This window comes from Scytonema sp. NUACC21 (assembly GCF_054684315.1).
In genome coordinates this window covers 16,933-37,475 of sequence record NZ_BAAFZH010000057.1, presented here as the reverse complement: position 1 = coordinate 37,475, position 20,543 = coordinate 16,933, and the positions used below count along the sequence as shown (strand labels likewise).

The window sequence follows — 20,543 nt, the reverse complement described above, 5'->3', positions numbered from 1 at the left end:
GTGACTGCAAAGATGCGTGTTTTTGCTCAAGAACTATGGAATCCATCTTATCGCGGTGCTGCCAAACACTTATTAAGAATTATCACCCAACCCTGACAACCAAGCATCTAAATCAGCCATACTCGTAAAATCAAGCAACGCTTCTCCCAAATTTTCCAATTGGTCTAAAGAGAGGGATTCAACTTGCTGACGAACTGTCTATTACGTGATGCTATTGAAAGAAAATACTAATTATCCGCATCAAATTCGCATCGAAATTGCATTAAATACCGCATTTTAGGACTTCAGGGGGTTGGAATTTGAGTAGAATTACCACCCAGTCATGTATTATGTTTTATAATTTCTCAATGAAATAACTAAAGGTTTAGGATGGCTCAATTATCTACCACTGAAATCGAGCAATATCGAGAACTTTTGCTAAATGATGCACCTGCACAGCAAGCGTTGACTCAGCTGGAACAACACGATGGGGACATTGACGCTTGTTTAGATGAGATTTTGTTAGAGAAATTTGGTGCTCCTCAAGACTATCAAAATGACAGTCAAAATGAATCACGTGATAAAATCCCGCGCCTTTTTCTTCGAGATGTTTAGATAAAGCTTCATAGGTACCAGGGCGGAGTATCTCCACGTTCACTCGTAACTGACAACTGTCAATCAACTCTAGCAACGGGCGGGAGATGGTACGATAACCAACATCATTTTCTTCATTGGGGCGTGCTGTTACCACCAACAAGTTAATCGTTGGGGATGGTTGCACGTAGGCGGATGTCGGTGTGGGTTGGACAGATTTCCGTACCATTATGCAGTCTACCGCCAAGGGACGCGGTAAGTTTGGATCGCGCATCGCTTCCCAATGCAAGGCATGAAATTCTGGGGTTCTACTAACTATTTCAATTTGTAACTGACTTAAATTACGCCGCAGTTCCCGATATTCGCTGTAAGCTTCTTTATCGGCAAAAATTTGGTTAAATAGCTGTTCGCCGTATGTTTTGATACTGACGGAGGCTCTCTGAGCAATGGTGGTGTCACTCAAGGGAAACCTTATCCACTCTTCAAAATACCACTCCAGTTCTTTTTCTTGTTTGTTCGTGAATGGCTCAGTTATTGCGATAGCGTACTCATTGCCCTCAAACTTAAGAGTTGCCTCAAATCCTGTGTCAGTTTTCTGTTTTTCTGCAATAACAATAACTGGCATGGTGGTACTTTACTATTATGATAGCGCAAACTATTATCAGCTACACATTGGCGGTTTGTCTCTCCGGATGGAAACATGAGTTGAAGAGTCCACATCTTCCGTGAAGACGCCTTATCAGTTACGACGTTGTAAAAAACTCGTTGTTTTACCTGCAATTTCTTGTTGATAACGCTTATCTCAACTAGCTATGCGAAATATCATCATCCCTTCAATACAGTTTGGCTTTGTAGTTGGGAATTTATCCTACTAATAGTGCGATCGCTTTATGACTAATAAGATATAACTTTAGGGCGGAGAGTGTCAAAAAATATCGAGTCTCGACGCATGGAAGATTGGCCTAAACCTTTGAAAAATCTTAGCAGCAAATAGGCGATCCTTTTTGAGGAATTGAAGTTAGAAGCAGGTATCTTATTAGGCTGAGTAATATACGGGTCAAAAAGCCGCATTAAATCCATAAAATACGCGGCTTCTTTGTAGAGACGCGCCATGGCTCGTCTCTACATTCACGAAATATCAAGGATTGCAGTAGAGAGAAAATTTGTGTTTTGCTTCCCTGCTTGACTACTGTACCAGCGTTCTAGGTGGGCAGTGCCCACCCTACTTGGCGGTCTTGGCGTCTTGGCGGTTTTTTATAGGTAATATAGCTGGCGTGGGCTAAAGCACCGCCTGACAAAGCCCCCCATCTACCGGCAGCATTACCCCATTCACAAAGGATGCTGCAGGCGAACAGAGGAAAACAGCAACGTTAGCAAACTCCTCCGGTTTACCCATACGACCTAAAGGCACATCAGAAGTGATATTTGCAATTTCTTCCGCTGGAGATTTCCCATTCCTGGCAGTGCGGGCTGCTATCAGTTCTTCAACTCGCTCTGTATAAGTCCAACCAGGCAATATACTATTAACGCGAATCCTATCCATACCCAGTTCCCGACTTAAACTTTTCGTCAAACCAATCACAGACAACCGAATAGAATTAGACAAAATCAAATTTTGAACTGGTTGTTTAGTTGAAGATGAAGTGATGGTAAGAATAGCTGGGCTATAGGATTGACGTAGATGGGGTAATGCAAGCTGAATCAGCCGAACCGCACTTAACAAAATAGAATTAACCGAGGTTTCCCATTCGGCGAGATTCACATCATCAAAACTGCCAGAAGGGGGACCACCTGTATTAGTGACGAGGATATCCAAACCACCAAATTTTTCTACCGTGGTATGAATTAACCGTTCCACATCTTCTGGTTGAGTTACGTCTGCACGTATTGCCAATACTTCTGCACCCGTTTCGTTTTCAATTTCAGCTGCAGCTTTTTCAACCAACTCGCTGCGGGCACAAATAGCAACCTTTGCACCCTCACGAGCAAATTGCCGTGCTGTCGCTTTACCCAAACCTTTGCTTGCTGCTGTCACTAAAGCAATTTTGCCACTCAGTTGTAAATCCATTTTGATATACGAGCTGATGTTTTTGCGATCGATGGGGGCTGTTAGTGGTTGGTAGTTAGTAGTTAGTGGTTAGTAGTTAGTCATTTTTAACCAATAACCACTAACCAACAACCAATAACCACTCACCACTAACCATTCTCCATTGTTAACGCAGCTCAAAGCCCAAACTTTTCAAAGCTTCACGTAGACGATGGCGACCCGATAACGACTCAGCAAAAGCAACTCGCTTTACAGAATGTTCTGCCCAATCACCAGGAATATCCATCTTTTGGGAGGTGTAAAAAGCTTTCATTACCTCATTATACTGAGAAATAGCCTCATCTTGTTTTGCAAGTTGATAAGTTTCCCTATGCAACACAGCAGACTGAGGCAATCGTGGCTTAATTGCGGCAGCTTGAGCAGGATTTGGATAGCCTACGCACAATCCAAACACAGCAAAGACGTGGGGGGGCAAATTCAGTACCTCTGCGACTTCTTCCGGGTGATTCCGCAATGCTCCAATATAAACTGTTCCCAAGCCGAGGGATTCAACTGCTACTGTTGCATTTTGTGCTGCCAATGCAGCGTCTATTGCTGCCATCACGAACATTTCTAAATAATCCAAACCCTCATGCGGGAACCCACGACTTTCAGCAATGTGAGTCAGACGAGCCAAATCTGCTAACCACACCAGAAATAAAGGACACTGCCGAATGTGGGCTTGATTGCCAGCCAGTTGAGATAACTTTTCCTTACGCTGTGCATCTTCTACTGCTACTACACTCCATGTTTGGAGATTGGAAGAACTAGACGCGGATTGAGCAGCTGCAACTAAAATTTCCAGGGTACCGGGTGGTAAAGGGTCAGGAAGATAAGCACGAATTGAACGGTGAGAAAGCAGATTGGCTATGCTATCGTTCCAAGGAGTATTTGCATTGGCAGTGCTAACACCGTAGCGTTGGTTTAATAGTTCAGTGGGATTCGTCATAAATTACTTGGTGGAAATTAACGTGATTGGGCAAAGCTGTTAGTGGAAATTATACTTTTGGTGACAAAGCAGCGTATTGTTCTGGTTTTAACATAGCCTCTTTCACGTCAATTTTCTTCGGAATCAGTTTCAAGTTGTAGAATGTATCGGCAACTTTTTGTTGTGTAGCAATCAGTTCTTCAGTAATGGGTACAACACCAAAGCGTTTTCTGTTAGTTGCTTTTTTCATTGTATCCAAATCAATGCCCAATACAGGTGAAAGGGTTTCTGCTACAGCATCCCGATTCTTATCAGACCATTCCTCTAATTGTTGAATTTCCTCTAAAATTGCCCTTATTGTTTCTTGGTTTTCATCAGCAAACTTGCGGCTAGCCAAATAATAGCCGCCTTGTTTGTTAACATTTGATCCATCGATTAGGACACGAGCATTGGCGTTTCTTTCAGCAGCTGCATAAAAAGGGTCCCAAATAGACCAGGCGTCTATACTACCCTTGACAAAGGCAGCACGAGCATCAGCAGGTGGTAAATACACGGGTTCAATATCGCTGTATTGCAATTTAGCTTGTTCTATAAGTTGCAACAGCATATAATGAGCGCTTGAACCTTTTTGAAAAGCAACTTTTTTCCCTTTTAACTCAGCCACTGTTTTTATCGGGGAGTTTTGAGGAACAAGAATCGCTGACCCTTGAGGGCTAGGGGCTATTCCAGCAATATAGGTCAGTGCTGCACCAGCCCGCAGTAGATGAAGATATTGTTATCAAGGGTAGCTTGGATGCTTTGGTTTTGAAAGAGCAATTTTGGGTGATGGTGGTTGAATCCAAACAGGTAGCTTTTTCTATAGAAGCTGGACTAGCTCAAATTTTAACTTATATGTTAGCTAACCCTTACCCGGAAAAGCCAAGTTTTGGCATGATTACGACAGGAGGCAGTTTTACATTTCTGAAATTAGTTAAAAGAGAAACCCTACAGTATGCTACCTCTAAAGTTTTTGAACTCCGAAATCCCGACAATGAATTATACGATGTTCTGCGGATTTTAAAACGTCTTAGTCAGTTAGTTATTTCTTCAACTAATTAAAGTTAGATAAATGTCCTTTGTCATTAGTCATTAGTCATTGGTAAAGGTTTTAGGCAAATTGTAGGGGCGAACGACCCTAGGTCTCCTGCGTCGGTATGCTGCGCGTTGGCGAAGCTTGTCCGCAGGGCTTACGTCCTTACAACCCAAGTTCTGTTTATTCCCGCTGACTTAAAAAGCAAATTCTCCCTTACAAATGACCAATGACAGATGACAAAGGACAAAATTAAATTGATGCAAAACAACCAATATCTTTGAGCATATCTAAATGCTTTTGTACTGGGGCAAGAGTATTTGCAGCAATCATCCCACTAGCAGCAACTGCGGGTAAACCAATACCGGGAAAGGTTGAGTCTCCACAGCACAGCAACCCTGCAAGAGGTGTACTCGATCCGGGAAAGAAACCTTTTCCTGCTGGAATTGCCGGACCATAGGAACCTCTATGACGCCGCAGGTAACGTTCGTGGGTTATGGGCGTACCGACGAGTGTGACATCGCAACGGGAGCGAATATCTGGGATAATGCGTTCCAAGGCTTGCCACATGACTTCTGCACGCACCTGTTTTGCTTTTGCATATTCCGCACTTTTTCTATCCATCCCCTGCCATAAGGCATAGGGTTCATTACCGGGAGTATAAGCATGAATAACGTGCTTTCCTGGTGGTGCTAGGGATGGGTCTAAAACTGACGGAATTGATACCAGTACTACGTTTTGAGGGGCAGTAACGCCGATGTCCCAATTATTGACTACGATGTAGTGACAGGCAAGGTCTGGGCGCAATCCCTTTGCGTCAATCCCCAAATGAAGGTGCATGAAACTGTCGCACTCAGGTGTGTTGCCTCGTTGTTCCCGAAACTTTTTTGGTAATGTCCCTTCTGGAAGCAGCTTGAGTGTATCCCACACTGAGGTATTTGACACGACTGCCCGATTTGCCATTATCTTTTTGCCATCGCGCAATCGCACGCCCACCGCCCGATTGTTTTCTACGAGAATTTGCTCAACATGAGCGTTTAACATTAACTCACCCCCCAGTCGTTTCAGTCCCCGTACAAGTGCTTCCACCAGGGCACCACTGCCACCTACTGGGTAGTCAAGCATTACACCGGGTTTGTACCAATCTGCAAACATAAATGCCACTTCTGCTGCACTGGTTCCATTTGCTGGTAGCCCGGAAAGGAGAAAACAAAGCATGTCCAGCCAGTTGCGGGTGAAGGGGTCTTTGATAACACCGTCCATTACCGGGCTAAATGAACCTGTTAGCTTGGGGATAGTTGCAAGGTGCTGGAATAAAGATGGAGCAAATGAACCCACAGTTAGAATCGCACCCAAATCAAAGCGCAGGGCAGCTGGTGACATTGCGGTTGCTGCTGCTGCTAGTGGTTCCATAACTCGCTGCAACTCCCGCCATTCAGCTACAGCCTCAGCACCGCGCAGACGCATGAGTACTTCACAAAATTGGTTGGCTCCTACCGAGGTGTCAAAATCTCCTTCTGGCAGGCAACATCCCCACGTATCGTAGGTTACAAAATCTAAGTTCTCACCAATTGCGTCCAAGACTTGTCTGAGGGGATTGGGTGAGGGGCTGTAAGATAAGCCAGAGTACAGAGAAGGTCCGGAATCAAATTTGTATCCGTTGCGTTCAAAACTGTGTGCTGCTCCTCCGGGTATTGAGTGGCTTTCGCAAACTAGTACATCAAAGCCATATCTTGCTAGGACTGCCCCACAGCTTAATCCGCCAATCCCGCTACCAATGACGATTACATCTGTTTTTTTTTCACTGGTCATTAATATTACCTAAAAAAAAATTGCAAAATGACTCAATATGCGGCTACATTAATGCTAGTTGTTTTGAGGAAAGATCATGCGTAAATTGCCAGTAGCTCCTCTCCTCATCCTGGCGCTAAGTGTATTCTTTACTACTGCAACATGGGCTTCTGATAATCCCCCATTAACGACTTTTGTTATGCGCGATCGCAAGATTACCATCACCAACACCCCAAATGGTCTTGCATATACAGTTAGCTCTATAGACGGTAAAGTACTTGATGATAAACTGAACGATGCCCAACTACAAGCAAAATATCCTGAGGTATATGACGCTGTTCGCCCTGCAATGGCAGACGGTAACCAAACAAACCCAATGATGTCGGGTGGAACTGAGCCAGTTCCTAAAAAGGCTTTATTGAAGTAATCAGTACTATCGGAGGGCGGGCAATATGCCCCCCTAATTCAATGCGTCATAAATACCAACTTTACTTACGACGCTTATTACTTGCAGGGGCAGGTATCCTACTACTGCCAGTCACATTCTATGGGTGGTTGTGTTTCCAACGTCCACCCCAAACAAATTTGGAAAAAGTTCTGTTTAATGGAATTACCTATAAACGTATTTCTCTGTCTACACCACGTCCAGTGATGATGCATATCGTCACAATTGACTTAACAACACCAGGAATAAAAGCGCTTGTAACTCCCAACACCAACCCAGGAGATAGCCGCGAAACTACCGCTCAAACAACATCAGAGTTTGTCAAGAAGTCTAAGCTCCAGTTGGCAATCAACGCCAGCCACTTTCATCATTTCTATGAAAAGAGCCCTTGGGATTATCATCCTCACAGCGGAGATCCATCCTATCCCATAGGTGAAGCAATTTCCAATGGCTTTCGTTATTCTCCACCGGAAAAAAACTGGCCTGTATTGTGCATTTCAGCCACAAATCGCGCCCAAATTTTTAAAAGTGAAAGCTGTCCTAAAGGCACAACCCAAGGCGTTGCAGGTAATCAAGTTTTGGTATACGACGGTCGGTCAGCTATTTCCAATTTAGTTAGCGATAAACCTTATCCGCGTGTTGCAGCTGCTGTTAATCGCGAAGGTACAAAACTTTGGTTAATCGCAGTTGATGGAAAACAACCGCTTTACAGTGACGGTTTGACAATCGCGGAGTTAACAAAGGCGACCTTAGATTTGGGTGCTTACACAGCACTCAACTTAGACGGGGGCGGTTCAACAACACTGGTGATGGCAACAAATGATGAACCAAAAGTATTAAATGCTCCCATTCACACTAGAGTTCCGATGCGAGAGCGTCCTGTAGGCAATCATTTAGGATTCTACGCTAACTCACAGTAATTTCTCAACAACTTCTATGTACACCTGTAGGTGGGACACATCAGTCTTTTATGCATGGGATGAATGCGTTGCACATGGACGGTGCAGTTTATCTTGTTTTTTGATTAGCAATATATTTTTTAATTGTCTCATAGGATGCATCACCAGCAGAATCCCACAGCTTTAAGCCGTGGGAGCGTCAAATTTGCTAAACACAAAGGGCAAATGACTGAGGACAAATGGCTACCAAGTTATCAGGTAATAACAGTTGGCTTATCCATTCCTGTCAAAGTGCGAATTTGAGCAATCTCATCTGCGATAGCAATGAGGTCTGCCAAAGCTTCTTGTGGATCGAGGTTCTGCTTTGCTAGGTTTGTTTCGTAGCTTTCCAGATAAACTCTGACTGTCGCACCCTGGGTACCCGTTCCAGAAAGGCGGAAGACAATCCGCGAACCATCTGTAAAGCCAATGCGAACACCCTGCTTTTGGCTGACGCTGCCATCAACCGGATCGGTGTAGCTGAAGTCATCACCGTATTCCACCTCATAGGAACCAAATCGTTTTCCTTTGAGGTCTGCTACACTGGAACGCAGATTTGTTATCAGGGTGTTAGCGCGATCGCTATCAACTTCTTCATAATCATGGCGGGAGTAGTAATTGCGACCGTAAATTCGCCAGTGTTCCTTAACAATCTCCTCAACTGACTGTTGGCGGGCTGCCAAAATATTGAGCCAGAACAAAACTGCCCAAAGACCATCTTTTTCCCGGATATGGTTGGAACCAGTGCCAAAGCTTTCTTCGCCACAGAGAGTTGCTCGACCTGCGTCCAGTAAATTGCCAAAGAATTTCCAACCTGTGGGAGTTTCATAACAGTCTATGCCAAGATGTTGTGCTACCTTATCTGGTGCTTGACTTGTAGGCATAGAACGGGCAATGCCAGCCAGACCCGATTTATAGCCGGGAACCAATTGAGCATTTGCGGCTAATATTGCTAGACTATCGCTAGGAGTTACAAAGAATCGGCGACCTAAAATCATATTGCGATCGCCATCCCCATCAGAAGCGGCACCAAAGTCAGGAGCGTTTTCTCCAAACAGGATTTCCACTAAGTCATGGGCATAGACTAAGTTGGGATCGGGATGCCCCTGGCCAAAATCCTCCAAAGGCTTGCCATTCATGACAGTTCCTTGGGGTGCCCCCAAATCCCCCTCAAAAATTTTGCGTGCATAGGGACCCGTGACGGCGTGCATTGAGTCCACACACAAACGGAATTGCCCGCTAGTTACAAAAGAGCGAATGCGGTCAAAGTCAAACAGTGACTGCATTAATTCTGTATAATCTGCTACAGAATCAATGATTTGAACCACCATGTCGCCTAATTTCGTTTCTCCTAACGTATCTAAATTTACATCAGAAGCTTCCAAAATTTTATAGCTATCAATCTCTTTAGTACGAGCATAGATAGCTTCTGTTACTTTTTCCGGTGCGGGTCCGCCATTTTCAACGTTATACTTTACACCAAAATCGCCGTCCGGCCCGCCGGGATTGTGGCTGGCAGAGAGAATGATACCACCGAAGGTGTTATACTTCCGAATAATGGCAGAGGTAGCCGGAGTGGAAAGAATACCCCCCTGACCGACCATCACTTGACCAAAACCATTTGCGGCTGCCATTTTGAGGATGGTTTGAATTGCCTGACGATTGTAGTAACGACCATCGCCACCCAAAACCAGGGTTTGACCTTGATATCCTTGTAGACTATCGAAGATAGACTGAACAAAGTTTTCCAAATAATTAGGCTTTTGAAAGACAGAAACCTTCTTTCGCAATCCAGATGTACCTGGTTTCTGGTCGGTAAACGGCTGAGTGGGTGCTGTTTTAATAAACATAGCAATGATTGAGGCAGAACTCACCAAAGAACATGCTTTTAATCGTATCGCTACTTATGCAGTTATCTTACTCGGAATCTTTTCTCAGTGTCGCATCTATCAATAAACTTAAATAAACTGGAAGTAATTACCATCAAGAGTCAAATTTGAGACCCCTTGCACGATCGCAATTAATTCCTGGGACTTATCACCTTGCAGATGAATTGCTACCCCTTCTGGTGAACCAAAAGGAGACGAACCCAAAAAATAGTCAGCCCTTGTTCCCACAAGCCGGATAATATCCTCATTTGGTTGAAAGTCAGCAATCAGGGCATAGTCATTGTAACCAGTACTGGTTTCGTTGAAGTCGTTGTAGTACACAGAATAAGTTCCAGCAGCATTCCGCCCTCCCAAGTGAAATGTATCTTTCCCTTGTCCGCCAACAAGAATATCTATTTCATTGATGCCATAAATACCACCAGTGCCAGAAGGTATGAAGCCAGCAGCCGTCAAGCTATCATCTCCCTTGCCACCAAAAAGGCGATCGTTCCCCTGCCCACTTTCAAGAACATCGTTTCCTTGTCCACCTTCAAGAGTATCATCCCCACTGCCAGTTTTATAACTGCCGTCATATAAGAAGTCATCCCCATCACCGCCCATCAGGGTATCATTGCCAAACCCACCATTTAAAGAGTCATTTCCACTACCACCCTCTAAATAATCATCCCCAGAAAGAGCGAAAATCTTGTCATTCCCACTGTCACCATATAAGAAATCTCTCCCCAAAGAGCCAAACAGTGAGTCGTCTCCTTCACCCCCATACAATGTATTTTCGCCTTGAGGATCTCCCCCATAACCCGGTGCATAGGGTACTTTGCTAAGCCCAGCATAAAGAGTGTCATTGCCATCACCACCCTCTATCCGGTCACGACCTTCTCCACCCTCTAAAAAATTATTACCGGAGAGATCGATGAGAAAATCATCTCCCAAGTCACCAAACATCAAGTCATTATCTGGTGTTCCTTCTAGATAATCGTTTCCCGTAGTACCTTGAATAGTGCTCATAAAATTTCCTATCTATAATCTAACTAAATGTGTATGCAATCTCTATCTAATCGGTGTTTAATTAAAGTTTGTAACGAAGTCTGTTAACTTATAATTCACAGACTCAAGTCACTCATTTCGCCACTCAAGCTTGGCATTTTTTTAGCAGAGATTAATCAATCGATAGATAGTATTTGTTGTCGAATTAGACTTCCTATAGAAGGAAAATGTAGATCGTCCTTCGTCATTTGTCAGACATATTTAAACTTAGGGATTTCCAAGAACCAGCATCTCAACCCTCTAATGCTGGTACAACTTCTACACCACCTGCAAGGAGTGTATCAACTCCAGCATCTCAACCCTCTAATGCTGGTACAACTTCTACACCACCTGCAAGGAGTGTATCAACTCCAGCATCTCAACCTTCTAATGCTGGTACAACTTCTACACCATCATCTACAACAGGTGTTTCCATTCCAGTATCCGCGCCTTCTCGTCGCGCTACTCCTGCACGCCAAGGAAGACCCAAGCCAACAACAGCAGTTTCTTCCTCTGTTTCTTCATTCAAAGCACCTAATTTTAGAGAAATTAATTTTGTAGATATCGCTTTTGGTGTTTTGGCTCCAGGTGACTATCAGTCCCAAGGCAGGTATTATCAGTTCTACCAGTTTGAGGGTAGAGAAAACCAACTGATTCAAATCAGGTTAAGCGGTAGTGTAGATCGGCGTCGCTCAAACAACTTAAGTTTAGACCCCTTTATGTTTCTGCTTGACCCAAACAATCAAGTGCTTGTATCAAGAGGTAGTGGAGAGGCAAATCCTCAAGGAGTTAAGGATGCTTTTATTTTTGTACGACTGCCAGTCAAAGGTACCTACACAATTGCAGTGACTAGCCGCAATCCTGGTGATAAAGGTCGGTATAGTTTGGCGCTTAGAGATGATAGAGCAAGTTACACCCTTGATGCATCTAATGAATTAACTCAGGAAAGCCCAATCCAAAGAAAAAGTGGCAGCCCTTATAATATCTCTAAGTTTCAGGGGAAAAAAGACCAACTCGTGAGCATCCGTGTTGATAGCATTTTTGAGGAGTTTTCCCCCTACATTGTCTTGATGAATTCCCAGGGGCAAATTATCGCTGCAGATAATGACAAGGATGGAAGGTATAGCGCACTTATTGACAGAGCCAAGTTACCGGGCGATGACACTTACTATGTAGTGGTTATCTCAGCCAATGGGAGGGAACGAGGTAGGTATCGGTTGACGGTCTTTTAACAACCTGCGGTGAAAGCAGAGGGCAAATCAATAAGCGTTACAACTTCAGCTTGGCTATCTTCTCGCTTTTGCCTTCTTGCACTAACCGCCAAACCTTAATTGTTTTGTCAAAACTTCCACTCACCAGGGTTTTGCCATCAGGGCTAAAGACAACAGACCAGACTCGATCGCGATGGGCTGTCAGTGTCTTTATAACTTGTCCTGTCGTTAAGTCCCAAAGTTTGATTGTTTTGTCCCAACTGCTGCTAGCAAGGGTAGTGCCATCAGGGCTGATAGCGACAGACCAAACTCGGTTAGTGTGTCCCGTTAAAGTATTGATTTCTCTTTGCGTCCTGAGATCCCAAATTTTGATAGTCCGATCCCAACTCCCACTGATAAGTTGTTGACGATCGGCACTGAAAGTCAGGGAGTAAACAGCATCAGAATGTCCTGTGAGACTACCGATTTCTTTACCTGTTGACGTATCCCACAGATTAATGTTATTGTCAAAATAATTACCACTTGCGAGAATATTGCCAGGACCAAAAGCGACAGAGTTGACCACATCACAGCGACCTTTAAGGGTGCGAATTTTTTCTCCAGTAGTCGCATTCCACAAGTTAATTGACTGATCCCAACTACCACTTGCAATTGTTGAGCCATCAGGACTAATAGCAACAGATTGTACTGCAGCTACGTGTCCTCTCAATGTACGGATTTCTTTTTTAGTGCTCAAGTGCCATAATTTGATGGTTTTGTCAGCACTTCCACTAATGAGGGTTTTACTATCAGGGCTAAAGGTAACAGAATTAACCCAGTCAGAGTGACCTGTGAGAACGCCAATTTCTTCTCCAGTTGCTAAGTTCCACAATTTAATAGTTTTATCGGCACTAACACTGGCTAGGGTCTGTCCGTCAGGACTGATGGCGACAGCCCAAATCGAATCGGAGTGACCTTTTAAGGTAAAGGCTTCCGCGAATTCCGATAATGGTGTTTTTCGAGATTGACTGAGGTGAGATGACACGCTGGTTGCACCGGGGGATGATTGCCAATACCAAACCCCGCCAAATCCCAAAAGCGCGATCGCCACACCTGTCATAACTTTAATTTTCGAGTCGGTCATGGTTACACACGTTAATAAATTCCACGTTAAGGTGCTTTCATAGTGCTACTGCCTAAGTCAGAGTACCGAACTGCTATGTGGGGAATACACTTAGTTACCGATTGGTCGGGGAGCATTCCGGATTTGCGAACTCTGCTCTATAAAGCTTTCGTAAAAAGCATGTAAAAAATTAACGAGAATTCCGCCAAATTTTAATAGTGTTATCCTCACTGCCACTAACAAGAGTTTTTCCGTCTGAACTAAAGGCGATGGAACGGACGCCGTTAGAATGACCAAGCAAAACGCGGATTTGCTGTCCGGTGTCTAAATTCCACAGTTTAATAGTTCTATCAAAACTACTACTAGCCAGAAGTTTGCCATTCGGGCTGATAGCAATGGCAGTGATTTTATCGGAGTGACCCGATAAAGTACGGATTTCTTTACCCGTGTTCAAACTCCACAGTTTAATAGTTCTATCAAAACTACTGCTAGCAAGGACTTTGCCATCAGGGGTTATGGCAATGGAAGTCACTTTTCCTGAATGTCCTTGTAGCGTGCGGATTTGTTCTCCCGTTTCCAAGTTCCACAGTTTAATTGTCTTGTCATAGCTACCACTAGCAAGAGTTTTACCATCGGGACTAAAAACCACAGACCGAACGAAGTCAGAATGTCCTGCTAGGGTGGTGATTTCTTCTCCTGTTACCAAGCTCCATAATTTAATAGTATTGTCATCACTGCCATCAGCCAGAATTTTGCCATCATGACTGAAAGCAAGAGCATGAATTGAGTTAGAGTGCCCTCCTAGTGTACGGACTTCCTGTCCGTTTGCGAGGTTCCAAATTTTGACAGTTTTGTCCTCAGAAGCACTGACAAGAGTTTGTCCATCTTGGCTAATTGCCAAGGAATTCACTCTGTCAGTATGACCGTTCAGGGTAGATATTTCCTGCCCCGTTATCAAACTCAACAGTTTAATACCGTTATCGCTGTTACTGGCAATGGTCATACTATCTGGGCTAATGGCGACTGACAAAACTGGGTTTGAATATCCCGTGACAGTAGATGCTAGAGAAAACCGTCCTGAAAGTGTTTGCGATCGCGGATGAAAAATCACATCTGGATTCGCAACATTGGTGTTTGGCTGACTAATACTAGAGGTTATTTTGACTTCAAGACGGCGAAATTGTTTATACCAAAATTCTCCCGAACCAAACACCAATATGGCAGTACCCGCTAAGAGGGAATTTCTCAGGAAAATATATTGCCTTGGGATAGATGGCTGTTGAGTGGGTGGTACCACTACAGAAGGAGTTGGCGCACCTGCTGGATTTAACGGTGGTGGTATTTGCTGCTTTAATGTCAAATCCACTATTGCTTCATCAGCAGTTTGGTAGCGATTCTGGATATCTTTTTGCAACAGCCTATCCATAACCCGCACCAAATCCTGACTCATCGGGCTTTTGACATATTGCTGCCAATTTTGTACCCAAGCATAACCGTGTTCTGTCCATAACTTAAATGGAGAAATTCCAGTCAGCAGATGAAAGCAAGTCGCTCCCAGGCCAAACAAATCGCTTGCTGGATAAGCCACACCATCTCTGATTTGTTCAATTGGGGAGTAACCCTGCGAGCCAATTGAAGTCCCCATATTCAGCTGTACTTTGGCTGTAAACTGCTTTGCAGATCCAAAATCTATCAGGACTAAGTTTCCGGATGTCTTTCCTTTGGTCGGGGTAAGATGGGGAAACCCTTGTTTTGATGAAGCTTGGGCAGTTCGACGACGGATAATGTTTTGAGGCTTAATATCGCGGTGAATCACTCCTCGCTCATGTATAAATTTAAGGACGGGCAGTAAATCTAGTAAAATTTCTTTAATTTCATGAGAGTGATAAACTCTCCTTTGCTGTAACTCTTTTAACAAATTTTGCCCATCTATAAATTGCTGAACTAAATATAAATAATTATCTTGTTCAAAATAAGCTAAGAGAGTCGGAATTTGGGAATGCTCTCCGAGTTCTTGCAATCGTTCAGCCTCTTTTTGGAACAACTCCATCGCTTTTTTTAGCGCCCAAGCTCCTTGAACCTTTGGTGCTAATTGCTTGATAACACAGCGTTCCTCTAATTTATCAATATCTTCTGCTAAATAAGTTCTACCAAATCCACCCTCATCAGAAAGTACACCTGTAACGCGGAAGCGATTTCGCAACAAATGAACTAGTGGCGTACTGCACGTCTGGCAAAACTTTTTTCCACTATTGTTCAGGGGATTTGGGCAATCAGGATTGAGGCAGCAGATCATCATCAACAGGGCGCGATTGCGTGATAAATTATGCTAAGTGATCCCTGAATTTGTTATTAGGAATAATTATTCTCCATCTTATACGAAATTTAGTTGAAAAAAATTTTAATCTTCTGACATTTGATGAATGGTTAGTTGATAGTGGTTAGTGGTTGGTAGGTGGAAGCAGTCATTATGTAGTTTTGTAAACAAAAAGGAATAAAATGTTCTCTATGAACGGGGAAATCACTAGCTCTCAAATTGTTATTTTAAAGACAGACATTTAGGGAACTTGCTTTTTCTAAAATAATCTAGCTACTAGCTACTAAGAGGTTATTTATAAAGTAACTCTTAAATCTCCAGTGTTTTGTATGGGTTTGGTAGGGTTTAACTATTTGATGAAATGTTGGGTTTGGTTTCTGAATTCATAAATGTTAGGTAGAGTTCCTCAAACGCCACTTGCTTCAATGGGGAAAACCCCCACAACGCAGTGGCTTCCCAACCTACGTTCTTATTTTTTCATCCTTTATCCTTTATCCTTTATCCTTTATCCTTCATACTTGAAATGTTGGGTTTCGTGACTCAACCCAACCTACTGTGTTTTTACTTTTGTTCTCCATTCTCGTATAGCTTTAGCTGTTCTCTCTACAGGTGTTAAGTATTCTTCAAAAATTTCTTTCTTGTGACTTTTATGATTAACTCCCAGTTTTTGAGTTGTTAAACAGTCAGTTAATGCGGGTAGATGATTTTCCATTCCTAAAGCCCAAATGACGTCATCAACTGATTTAAATCGCTCCTCTAATGAAATTTTGAGCATTCTGTCTAAAACTTGGGCAAAATAGGCGCTGACATTAACCTCTTTTTGCCAGCATATCTCACCTGTACTGTTGTCATTCTCAAATTCTAGGGGTAGCTTTTCAGTCAAAAGATAAAGACAAGTTACACCAACTGCGTAAATATCACTTGCAAAAACTGGACGCAAGGCTAGCTGTTCTGGTGGTGCAAATCCCATCGTTCCAATAAAGTTGGTGTTTGGGTTTCCATCTGTTGATGTTTCAGTTTGTAACACCAACTCTTCTTTTACTGCGCCAAAATCAATTAGCACTAACCGTCCATCATCTTGACACCGGAGTAAGTTATGGGGCTTTATATCTCTATGAATGACATGATTTTTATGTACGTACTGTAATACTGGCAGCAATTCTCGCAAAAATTGTTTAACGGCGGCTTCATTATATAGTCCAATTCGCTTGACTTCCTGTGCTAAATGATAACCTCTGATATATTCTTGAACTAAGTAAAACTCTCCATTGACTTCAAAATAGTCTAAAAGCATGGGAATTTGAGAATGGCTGCCTAATTGAGCCAAGGTTTTTGCTTCTTTTTCAAAGCGCTGACACGCACGTTCCCGGCTATTGGGATTATCTACTTTCGGACACAGTTGTTTAATGACACACAGAGGTTTCCCTGGTAACGCTGCATTTCTAGCTAAGAACGTCACACCGAAACCACCTCTTCCTATAATCCTCAGGATTGCATAGCGATCGCGAAATAGCTGTTTAGAACCGCACATCTGACCAAGCTGAGTCCGCTGTAAAAACTCAGCTTGAGACTTAAGTACTTTTGGTGAAGAGCCGTTCATCGAAGGAAAAGGAAGTCAAGGTAAAACACTTATTATATGCCGATTTTAGCAACGGATATTACGGATAAGTTTTTGGTATATTTTACATATAACTTATCCGTACACATCCGCGCTCATGCATAATGCTATTGCCTAAGGTACTTCAATGGGAATCAAAGCATTTTCTGGAAGATACTCGCAGTAACGTCCTTCATCGGAAAGTATGAAAACTAAACGTAAAGGATAATCTGGCGGGATTTGCAAATCTGCCCAGGGGACTGAGACTTCCAAACAGCTGTCCAAACCAACCTTTGCGCGACTGACGCGGGGGTGCCATTGATAATGTTCGGCCGCTTCACGAAAATAAGTTGATTGCGTTAGCAAATCAATTGCTAAATGGTGGTGGTACAGGTAGTTCATGGGAGCAAGATCGGGCACCTCTGCCAGGGGAACAGGGCTGTTGTGCATGGGTTTGTCGGGATAAAACCACAGCAAATTCAATTCTGGTGGCAAATCGTGCCCTGGTTTAATTCCTGTCTTAAAGTCTACCCGTAGGTAAAAGTTTAAGTGATCCACTCCATACCACAGCCGTTGGATTGGACTGCTATTGTGCATCGTACCCCTTGCCCCGCCTATTTCTATGCGTCCGGCTTTGTCCCAGTCTTGCTCTTCTGTGCTCTCAGCACCTTTTCCTCCCTCACTAGTTCATATGTTCGCATTGAAAGGGCTGGCAGTGCCCACCCTACTTAAAATTATTCCTTCTTAGGTAAAGCCACTAAGCAAAAATTAGAGTCGTCGTTAACATTGCCCAAGCGCGAAGTTTTTAGCCTATCAAGCCATTGTTGCAAATAAACTCGATTTGCATTTTGCTCATCTGGATTTTGGGTATCCACAGGATAGGGCATGAGCCCTAAAATTGCCGCAGTGGTCACACAAAACATAGATTTTTGGAAACTCATACAAATTTGCACCCGCAAATCATCTTCTCCCCGACGACTGCGACGATAAACTGCATGCAAATAATCTGGGAGATAGTGACGCATATCCTGCATCAGCAAAGTGGGAGGAATACCCGCACCTCCAGTAGGTAAAGGATCGGCATACAATGCCCCATACTGAAAGCGAGATTGGTCGGGTGAAATTTGGTAGGCTTGGGCGTTATAGGATACTGTTCCCAAAAAAGGCGTTCCCCGGAAGAAAACTGCTTCTACATAAGGTACTGCTGTATCTGTAAGGAATGTCAAACCAACAGAAGCAGGAATAATATCATAAGTTTTATCTCGAATTTTGACTGAGTAGGTAATTGGCTTGTTGGCATCTGCAACCAATCCCGCTTTGACATGGTCTACAACCTGGGGAATGGATGTGATTTTTCCTTCGTCATAACGGTCAGATAAACTCAGGAAAATATCAGCCATGACACGCCAGAATTCGCCCAATCCTTTGTAATAGGAAAAAACGCGCATTTGTTCAAGCAAGAAATCAGGGAATAATTGATTTATTCCCATCATTAAGGGATTATATTTAAATTTTGCTGCAATGACAGCTTGCGCTCTTTCTTGAAATTCTGCTGTATCTAAATATCGATCTAATCCACCACCACCATGCCATAGCATGGCTTTCATACAATACTCGGCATATTCAAAATTAATTCTGTCATGCCACCAATGTTTTAGTAGTTTTTTAAACGAGAAGTCACCGTTAAAGTATTTAAAAAATGGGAAAAAAACTAAAAATTGATTTTCAGCGATGTAGATAAGATTTTTGGAGTAGGCATCCAAAACGACACCATAGCTTTTGAGAATGCCGACAACTTCCAACAAATTTTCTGGTGTATCGGGTAATAATGCTCCTCCTGATTCCAAGCGTTCAATATACTCAAATAATGGATAATTATTAGTAGGTTTGTTTGTAATGCTTACCATTGTGGATTCTCCGTTAGTGGTTATTGGTTAGTGATTAGTGGTTATTAGTTATTGGTTAGTGGTTAGTTGTTCTACTAACTACTAACCACTAACACTCTCTTAACTTTTGCCTTTTGCCTTCACTAACGACACTGTTGCAACGGCACTTGGCACAGCAGCCATTGTCGTTGTCGTTGGTTCAGACCAACGGGCTAACCAATTGGGTTGGATACCAAAGATAACTATCAGCACGGCTAAAATCAAAGCAGGTGCTCGATCTGCCCAAGATACACGAGGTAAGTTTATAACTTGTGGGGACAAGCGTCCGAAAAAGGCGCGGTTTGTCAGAAGTAGGAAGTAAACCGCAGTTAAGCCGGTGCCAATCATGGATAAAAGGGTTTGAACTGGGTAAACTGCGAAACTGCTGCGAAAAACAATGAATTCAGAAATAAACCCAACCATGCCCGGTATTCCTGCGCTTGCCATGACTCCCAAAACCATCAAACTACCAATGACAGGCATTCCCCGTTCTGGATTGAGTAAGCCTCGAAGAATATCTAAATCGCGGCTACCGGCTTTTTTGTACACAATCCCCACAAGCAAAAACAGGAGTGCTGAAATTAACCCGTGGCTGAGCATTTGCAGTGTACTCCCCAATACACTGAGAGGGGTTGCAGCAGCAGCAGCTAGTAGCACGTAGCCCATGTGTCCAATGGAGCTATATGCCACCATTTTCTTCATATCTTTTTGGGCAATAGCGCAAGATGAGCCGTAGAGTACACTCACGACTGCCCAAGTTGCCAAGAAAGGACCTAGGTAATGCCAAGCTTCTGGCAATAGGTTCATCCCAAATCTGAGCAAGCCATAAGTTCCCAATTTCAGCAGGACTCCAGCTAACAGCACGGAAACGGGTGTGGAAGCTTCAACGTGAGCATCTGGCAGCCAAGTATGAAGGGGAACTAAGGGAATCTTGATGCCAAAACCAATCAAAATTCCTATTAGCAAGAGAATTTGAGTTTCCAAAGACAAAGATTTGGTATTTAAGGTGTCTAGTGCAAAGCTAGAAGCACCACTCAGCAAAACTATGCCGAGAAAACTTGCCAAAATGGTAATTCCAGAAACCGCAGTGTATATGAGGAATTTCGTTGCTGCATAGCCCCGGCGTTCACCACCCCAAATAGCAATCAAAAAGTACAGAGGAATGAGTTCTAGCTCGTAAAACAGGAAAAATAGCAGTAGATCTTGTGCGATAAAAGCTCCAACAACTCCAACATTTAGTATTAAGAGTAAGGAGTAGTAAAAGCGAGGACGGGCAACAGAGGTATCGCTACTGTAGATGGCAATACAAGTTAGCAACCCGTTAAGAAGCAATAGGGGTAGTGATAGACCATCTACCCCGAGGTGATAATTTAAACCGATTGTTTCTATCCAAGGCAGAAACTCGGTGAATTGTTGGCTGGCTTCTCCTAAGTTAAACTGACTTGCCAGTACTACCGTCCAAACGAAAGTAATACTTGCAAAAGCTAAAGCCAAGCCACGGGCAACCTTTGGTGTGATGCCAATAGGAAAAAAACCGATTAATGCCGCACCCAGCAACGGCAATAGAATTAAAGCACTGAGCATAGTTTGTCCTTTGTCATTTGTCCTGAGTCATTAGTTATTTGTCATTGGTCATTTGTTTTTCACTC

The 20,543-nt window shown here is 43.3% G+C and carries 16 protein-coding genes and 2 pseudogenes; 4 read left to right on the top strand and 14 right to left on the bottom strand.

Annotated features, from left to right (window positions below; all coding sequences use genetic code 11):
• Positions 1-72: 72 nt before the first annotated feature.
• From ACYRY3_RS08585 to ACYRY3_RS08565, 5 genes and pseudogenes are all read right to left on the bottom strand, one after another.
• A pseudogene (locus tag ACYRY3_RS08585) lies at positions 73-195 on the bottom strand (DUF4351 domain-containing protein); the annotation flags it as partial.
• A gap of 187 nt (positions 196-382) precedes the next feature.
• Entirely contained in the window at positions 383-1,198 is an 816-nt protein-coding gene (locus tag ACYRY3_RS08580; protein WP_460201276.1) for a hypothetical protein, read from the bottom strand.
• Positions 1,199-1,852: 654 nt separating this feature from the next.
• Positions 1,853-2,641: an SDR family oxidoreductase gene (locus ACYRY3_RS08575; protein ID WP_460201275.1), complete on the bottom strand. Its 789-nt coding sequence runs from the start codon at positions 2,639-2,641 to the stop codon at positions 1,853-1,855.
• A gap of 145 nt (positions 2,642-2,786) precedes the next feature.
• Positions 2,787-3,608, bottom strand: coding sequence for an NADPH-dependent oxidoreductase (locus ACYRY3_RS08570; protein WP_460201274.1), 822 nt, complete (start codon positions 3,606-3,608; stop codon positions 2,787-2,789).
• A 49-nt stretch (positions 3,609-3,657) separates the two neighbouring features.
• Positions 3,658-4,284 (bottom strand): aliphatic sulfonate ABC transporter substrate-binding protein, encoded by a 627-nt coding sequence (locus ACYRY3_RS08565; RefSeq protein WP_460201298.1) that lies wholly within the window; start codon positions 4,282-4,284, stop codon positions 3,658-3,660.
• Positions 4,285-4,328: 44 nt separating this feature from the next.
• Between ACYRY3_RS08565 and ACYRY3_RS08560 the strand changes: the two genes are divergently transcribed.
• Positions 4,329-4,685: a hypothetical protein gene (locus ACYRY3_RS08560; RefSeq protein WP_460201273.1), complete on the top strand. Its 357-nt coding sequence runs from the start codon at positions 4,329-4,331 to the stop codon at positions 4,683-4,685.
• A gap of 223 nt (positions 4,686-4,908) precedes the next feature.
• On the opposite strand, the gene ACYRY3_RS08555 is transcribed toward ACYRY3_RS08560, so the two are convergent.
• Entirely contained in the window at positions 4,909-6,468 is a 1,560-nt protein-coding gene (locus ACYRY3_RS08555) for a phytoene desaturase family protein (RefSeq protein ID WP_460201272.1), read from the bottom strand.
• A 76-nt stretch (positions 6,469-6,544) separates the two neighbouring features.
• On the opposite strand from ACYRY3_RS08555, the gene ACYRY3_RS08550 reads away from it, so the two are divergent.
• Together ACYRY3_RS08550 and ACYRY3_RS08545 are read left to right on the top strand one after the other, a co-directional pair.
• On the top strand, positions 6,545-6,874 hold the full coding sequence (locus ACYRY3_RS08550) for a hypothetical protein (RefSeq protein ID WP_460201271.1): 330 nt from the start codon (positions 6,545-6,547) through the stop codon (positions 6,872-6,874).
• A 41-nt stretch (positions 6,875-6,915) separates the two neighbouring features.
• On the top strand, positions 6,916-7,812 hold the full coding sequence (locus ACYRY3_RS08545) for a phosphodiester glycosidase family protein (protein ID WP_460201270.1): 897 nt from the start codon (positions 6,916-6,918) through the stop codon (positions 7,810-7,812).
• A gap of 233 nt (positions 7,813-8,045) precedes the next feature.
• Here ACYRY3_RS08545 and ACYRY3_RS08540 read toward each other — a convergent pair whose 3' ends face one another.
• Together ACYRY3_RS08540 and ACYRY3_RS08535 are read right to left on the bottom strand one after the other, a co-directional pair.
• On the bottom strand, positions 8,046-9,680 hold the full coding sequence (locus tag ACYRY3_RS08540) for an alpha-D-glucose phosphate-specific phosphoglucomutase (RefSeq protein WP_460201269.1): 1,635 nt from the start codon (positions 9,678-9,680) through the stop codon (positions 8,046-8,048).
• 108 nt (positions 9,681-9,788) lie between these two features.
• Positions 9,789-10,724 carry a calcium-binding protein gene (locus tag ACYRY3_RS08535; RefSeq protein ID WP_460201268.1) on the bottom strand — a complete coding sequence of 312 codons (936 nt, stop codon included), beginning with the start codon at positions 10,722-10,724 and terminating at the stop codon, positions 9,789-9,791.
• A 227-nt stretch (positions 10,725-10,951) separates the two neighbouring features.
• Between ACYRY3_RS08535 and ACYRY3_RS08530 the strand changes: the two genes are divergently transcribed.
• A complete protein-coding gene (locus ACYRY3_RS08530; RefSeq protein WP_460201267.1) occupies positions 10,952-11,974 on the top strand; it encodes a PPC domain-containing protein in 1,023 nt (340 codons plus the stop codon).
• A gap of 37 nt (positions 11,975-12,011) precedes the next feature.
• Here ACYRY3_RS08530 and ACYRY3_RS08525 read toward each other — a convergent pair whose 3' ends face one another.
• The 6 genes and pseudogenes from ACYRY3_RS08525 to ACYRY3_RS08500 all read right to left on the bottom strand — a co-directional run bounded on the left by ACYRY3_RS08525 (position 12,012) and on the right by ACYRY3_RS08500 (position 20,478).
• Entirely contained in the window at positions 12,012-13,076 is a 1,065-nt protein-coding gene (locus tag ACYRY3_RS08525) for a WD40 repeat domain-containing protein (RefSeq protein WP_460201266.1), read from the bottom strand.
• Positions 13,077-13,245: 169 nt separating this feature from the next.
• Positions 13,246-15,351: a protein kinase domain-containing protein gene (locus ACYRY3_RS08520; RefSeq protein ID WP_460201297.1), complete on the bottom strand. Its 2,106-nt coding sequence runs from the start codon at positions 15,349-15,351 to the stop codon at positions 13,246-13,248.
• Between the two features lie 571 nt (positions 15,352-15,922).
• A complete protein-coding gene (locus ACYRY3_RS08515; RefSeq protein ID WP_460201265.1) occupies positions 15,923-16,972 on the bottom strand; it encodes a protein kinase domain-containing protein in 1,050 nt (349 codons plus the stop codon).
• Positions 16,973-17,104: 132 nt separating this feature from the next.
• A pseudogene (locus tag ACYRY3_RS08510) lies at positions 17,105-17,623 on the bottom strand (glycoside hydrolase); the annotation flags it as partial.
• Between the two features lie 80 nt (positions 17,624-17,703).
• Positions 17,704-18,876: a CO2 hydration protein gene (locus ACYRY3_RS08505; protein ID WP_460201264.1), complete on the bottom strand. Its 1,173-nt coding sequence runs from the start codon at positions 18,874-18,876 to the stop codon at positions 17,704-17,706.
• A gap of 99 nt (positions 18,877-18,975) precedes the next feature.
• Positions 18,976-20,478 (bottom strand): NADH-quinone oxidoreductase subunit M, encoded by a 1,503-nt coding sequence (locus ACYRY3_RS08500; protein ID WP_460201263.1) that lies wholly within the window; start codon positions 20,476-20,478, stop codon positions 18,976-18,978.
• Positions 20,479-20,543 lie beyond the last annotated feature (65 nt).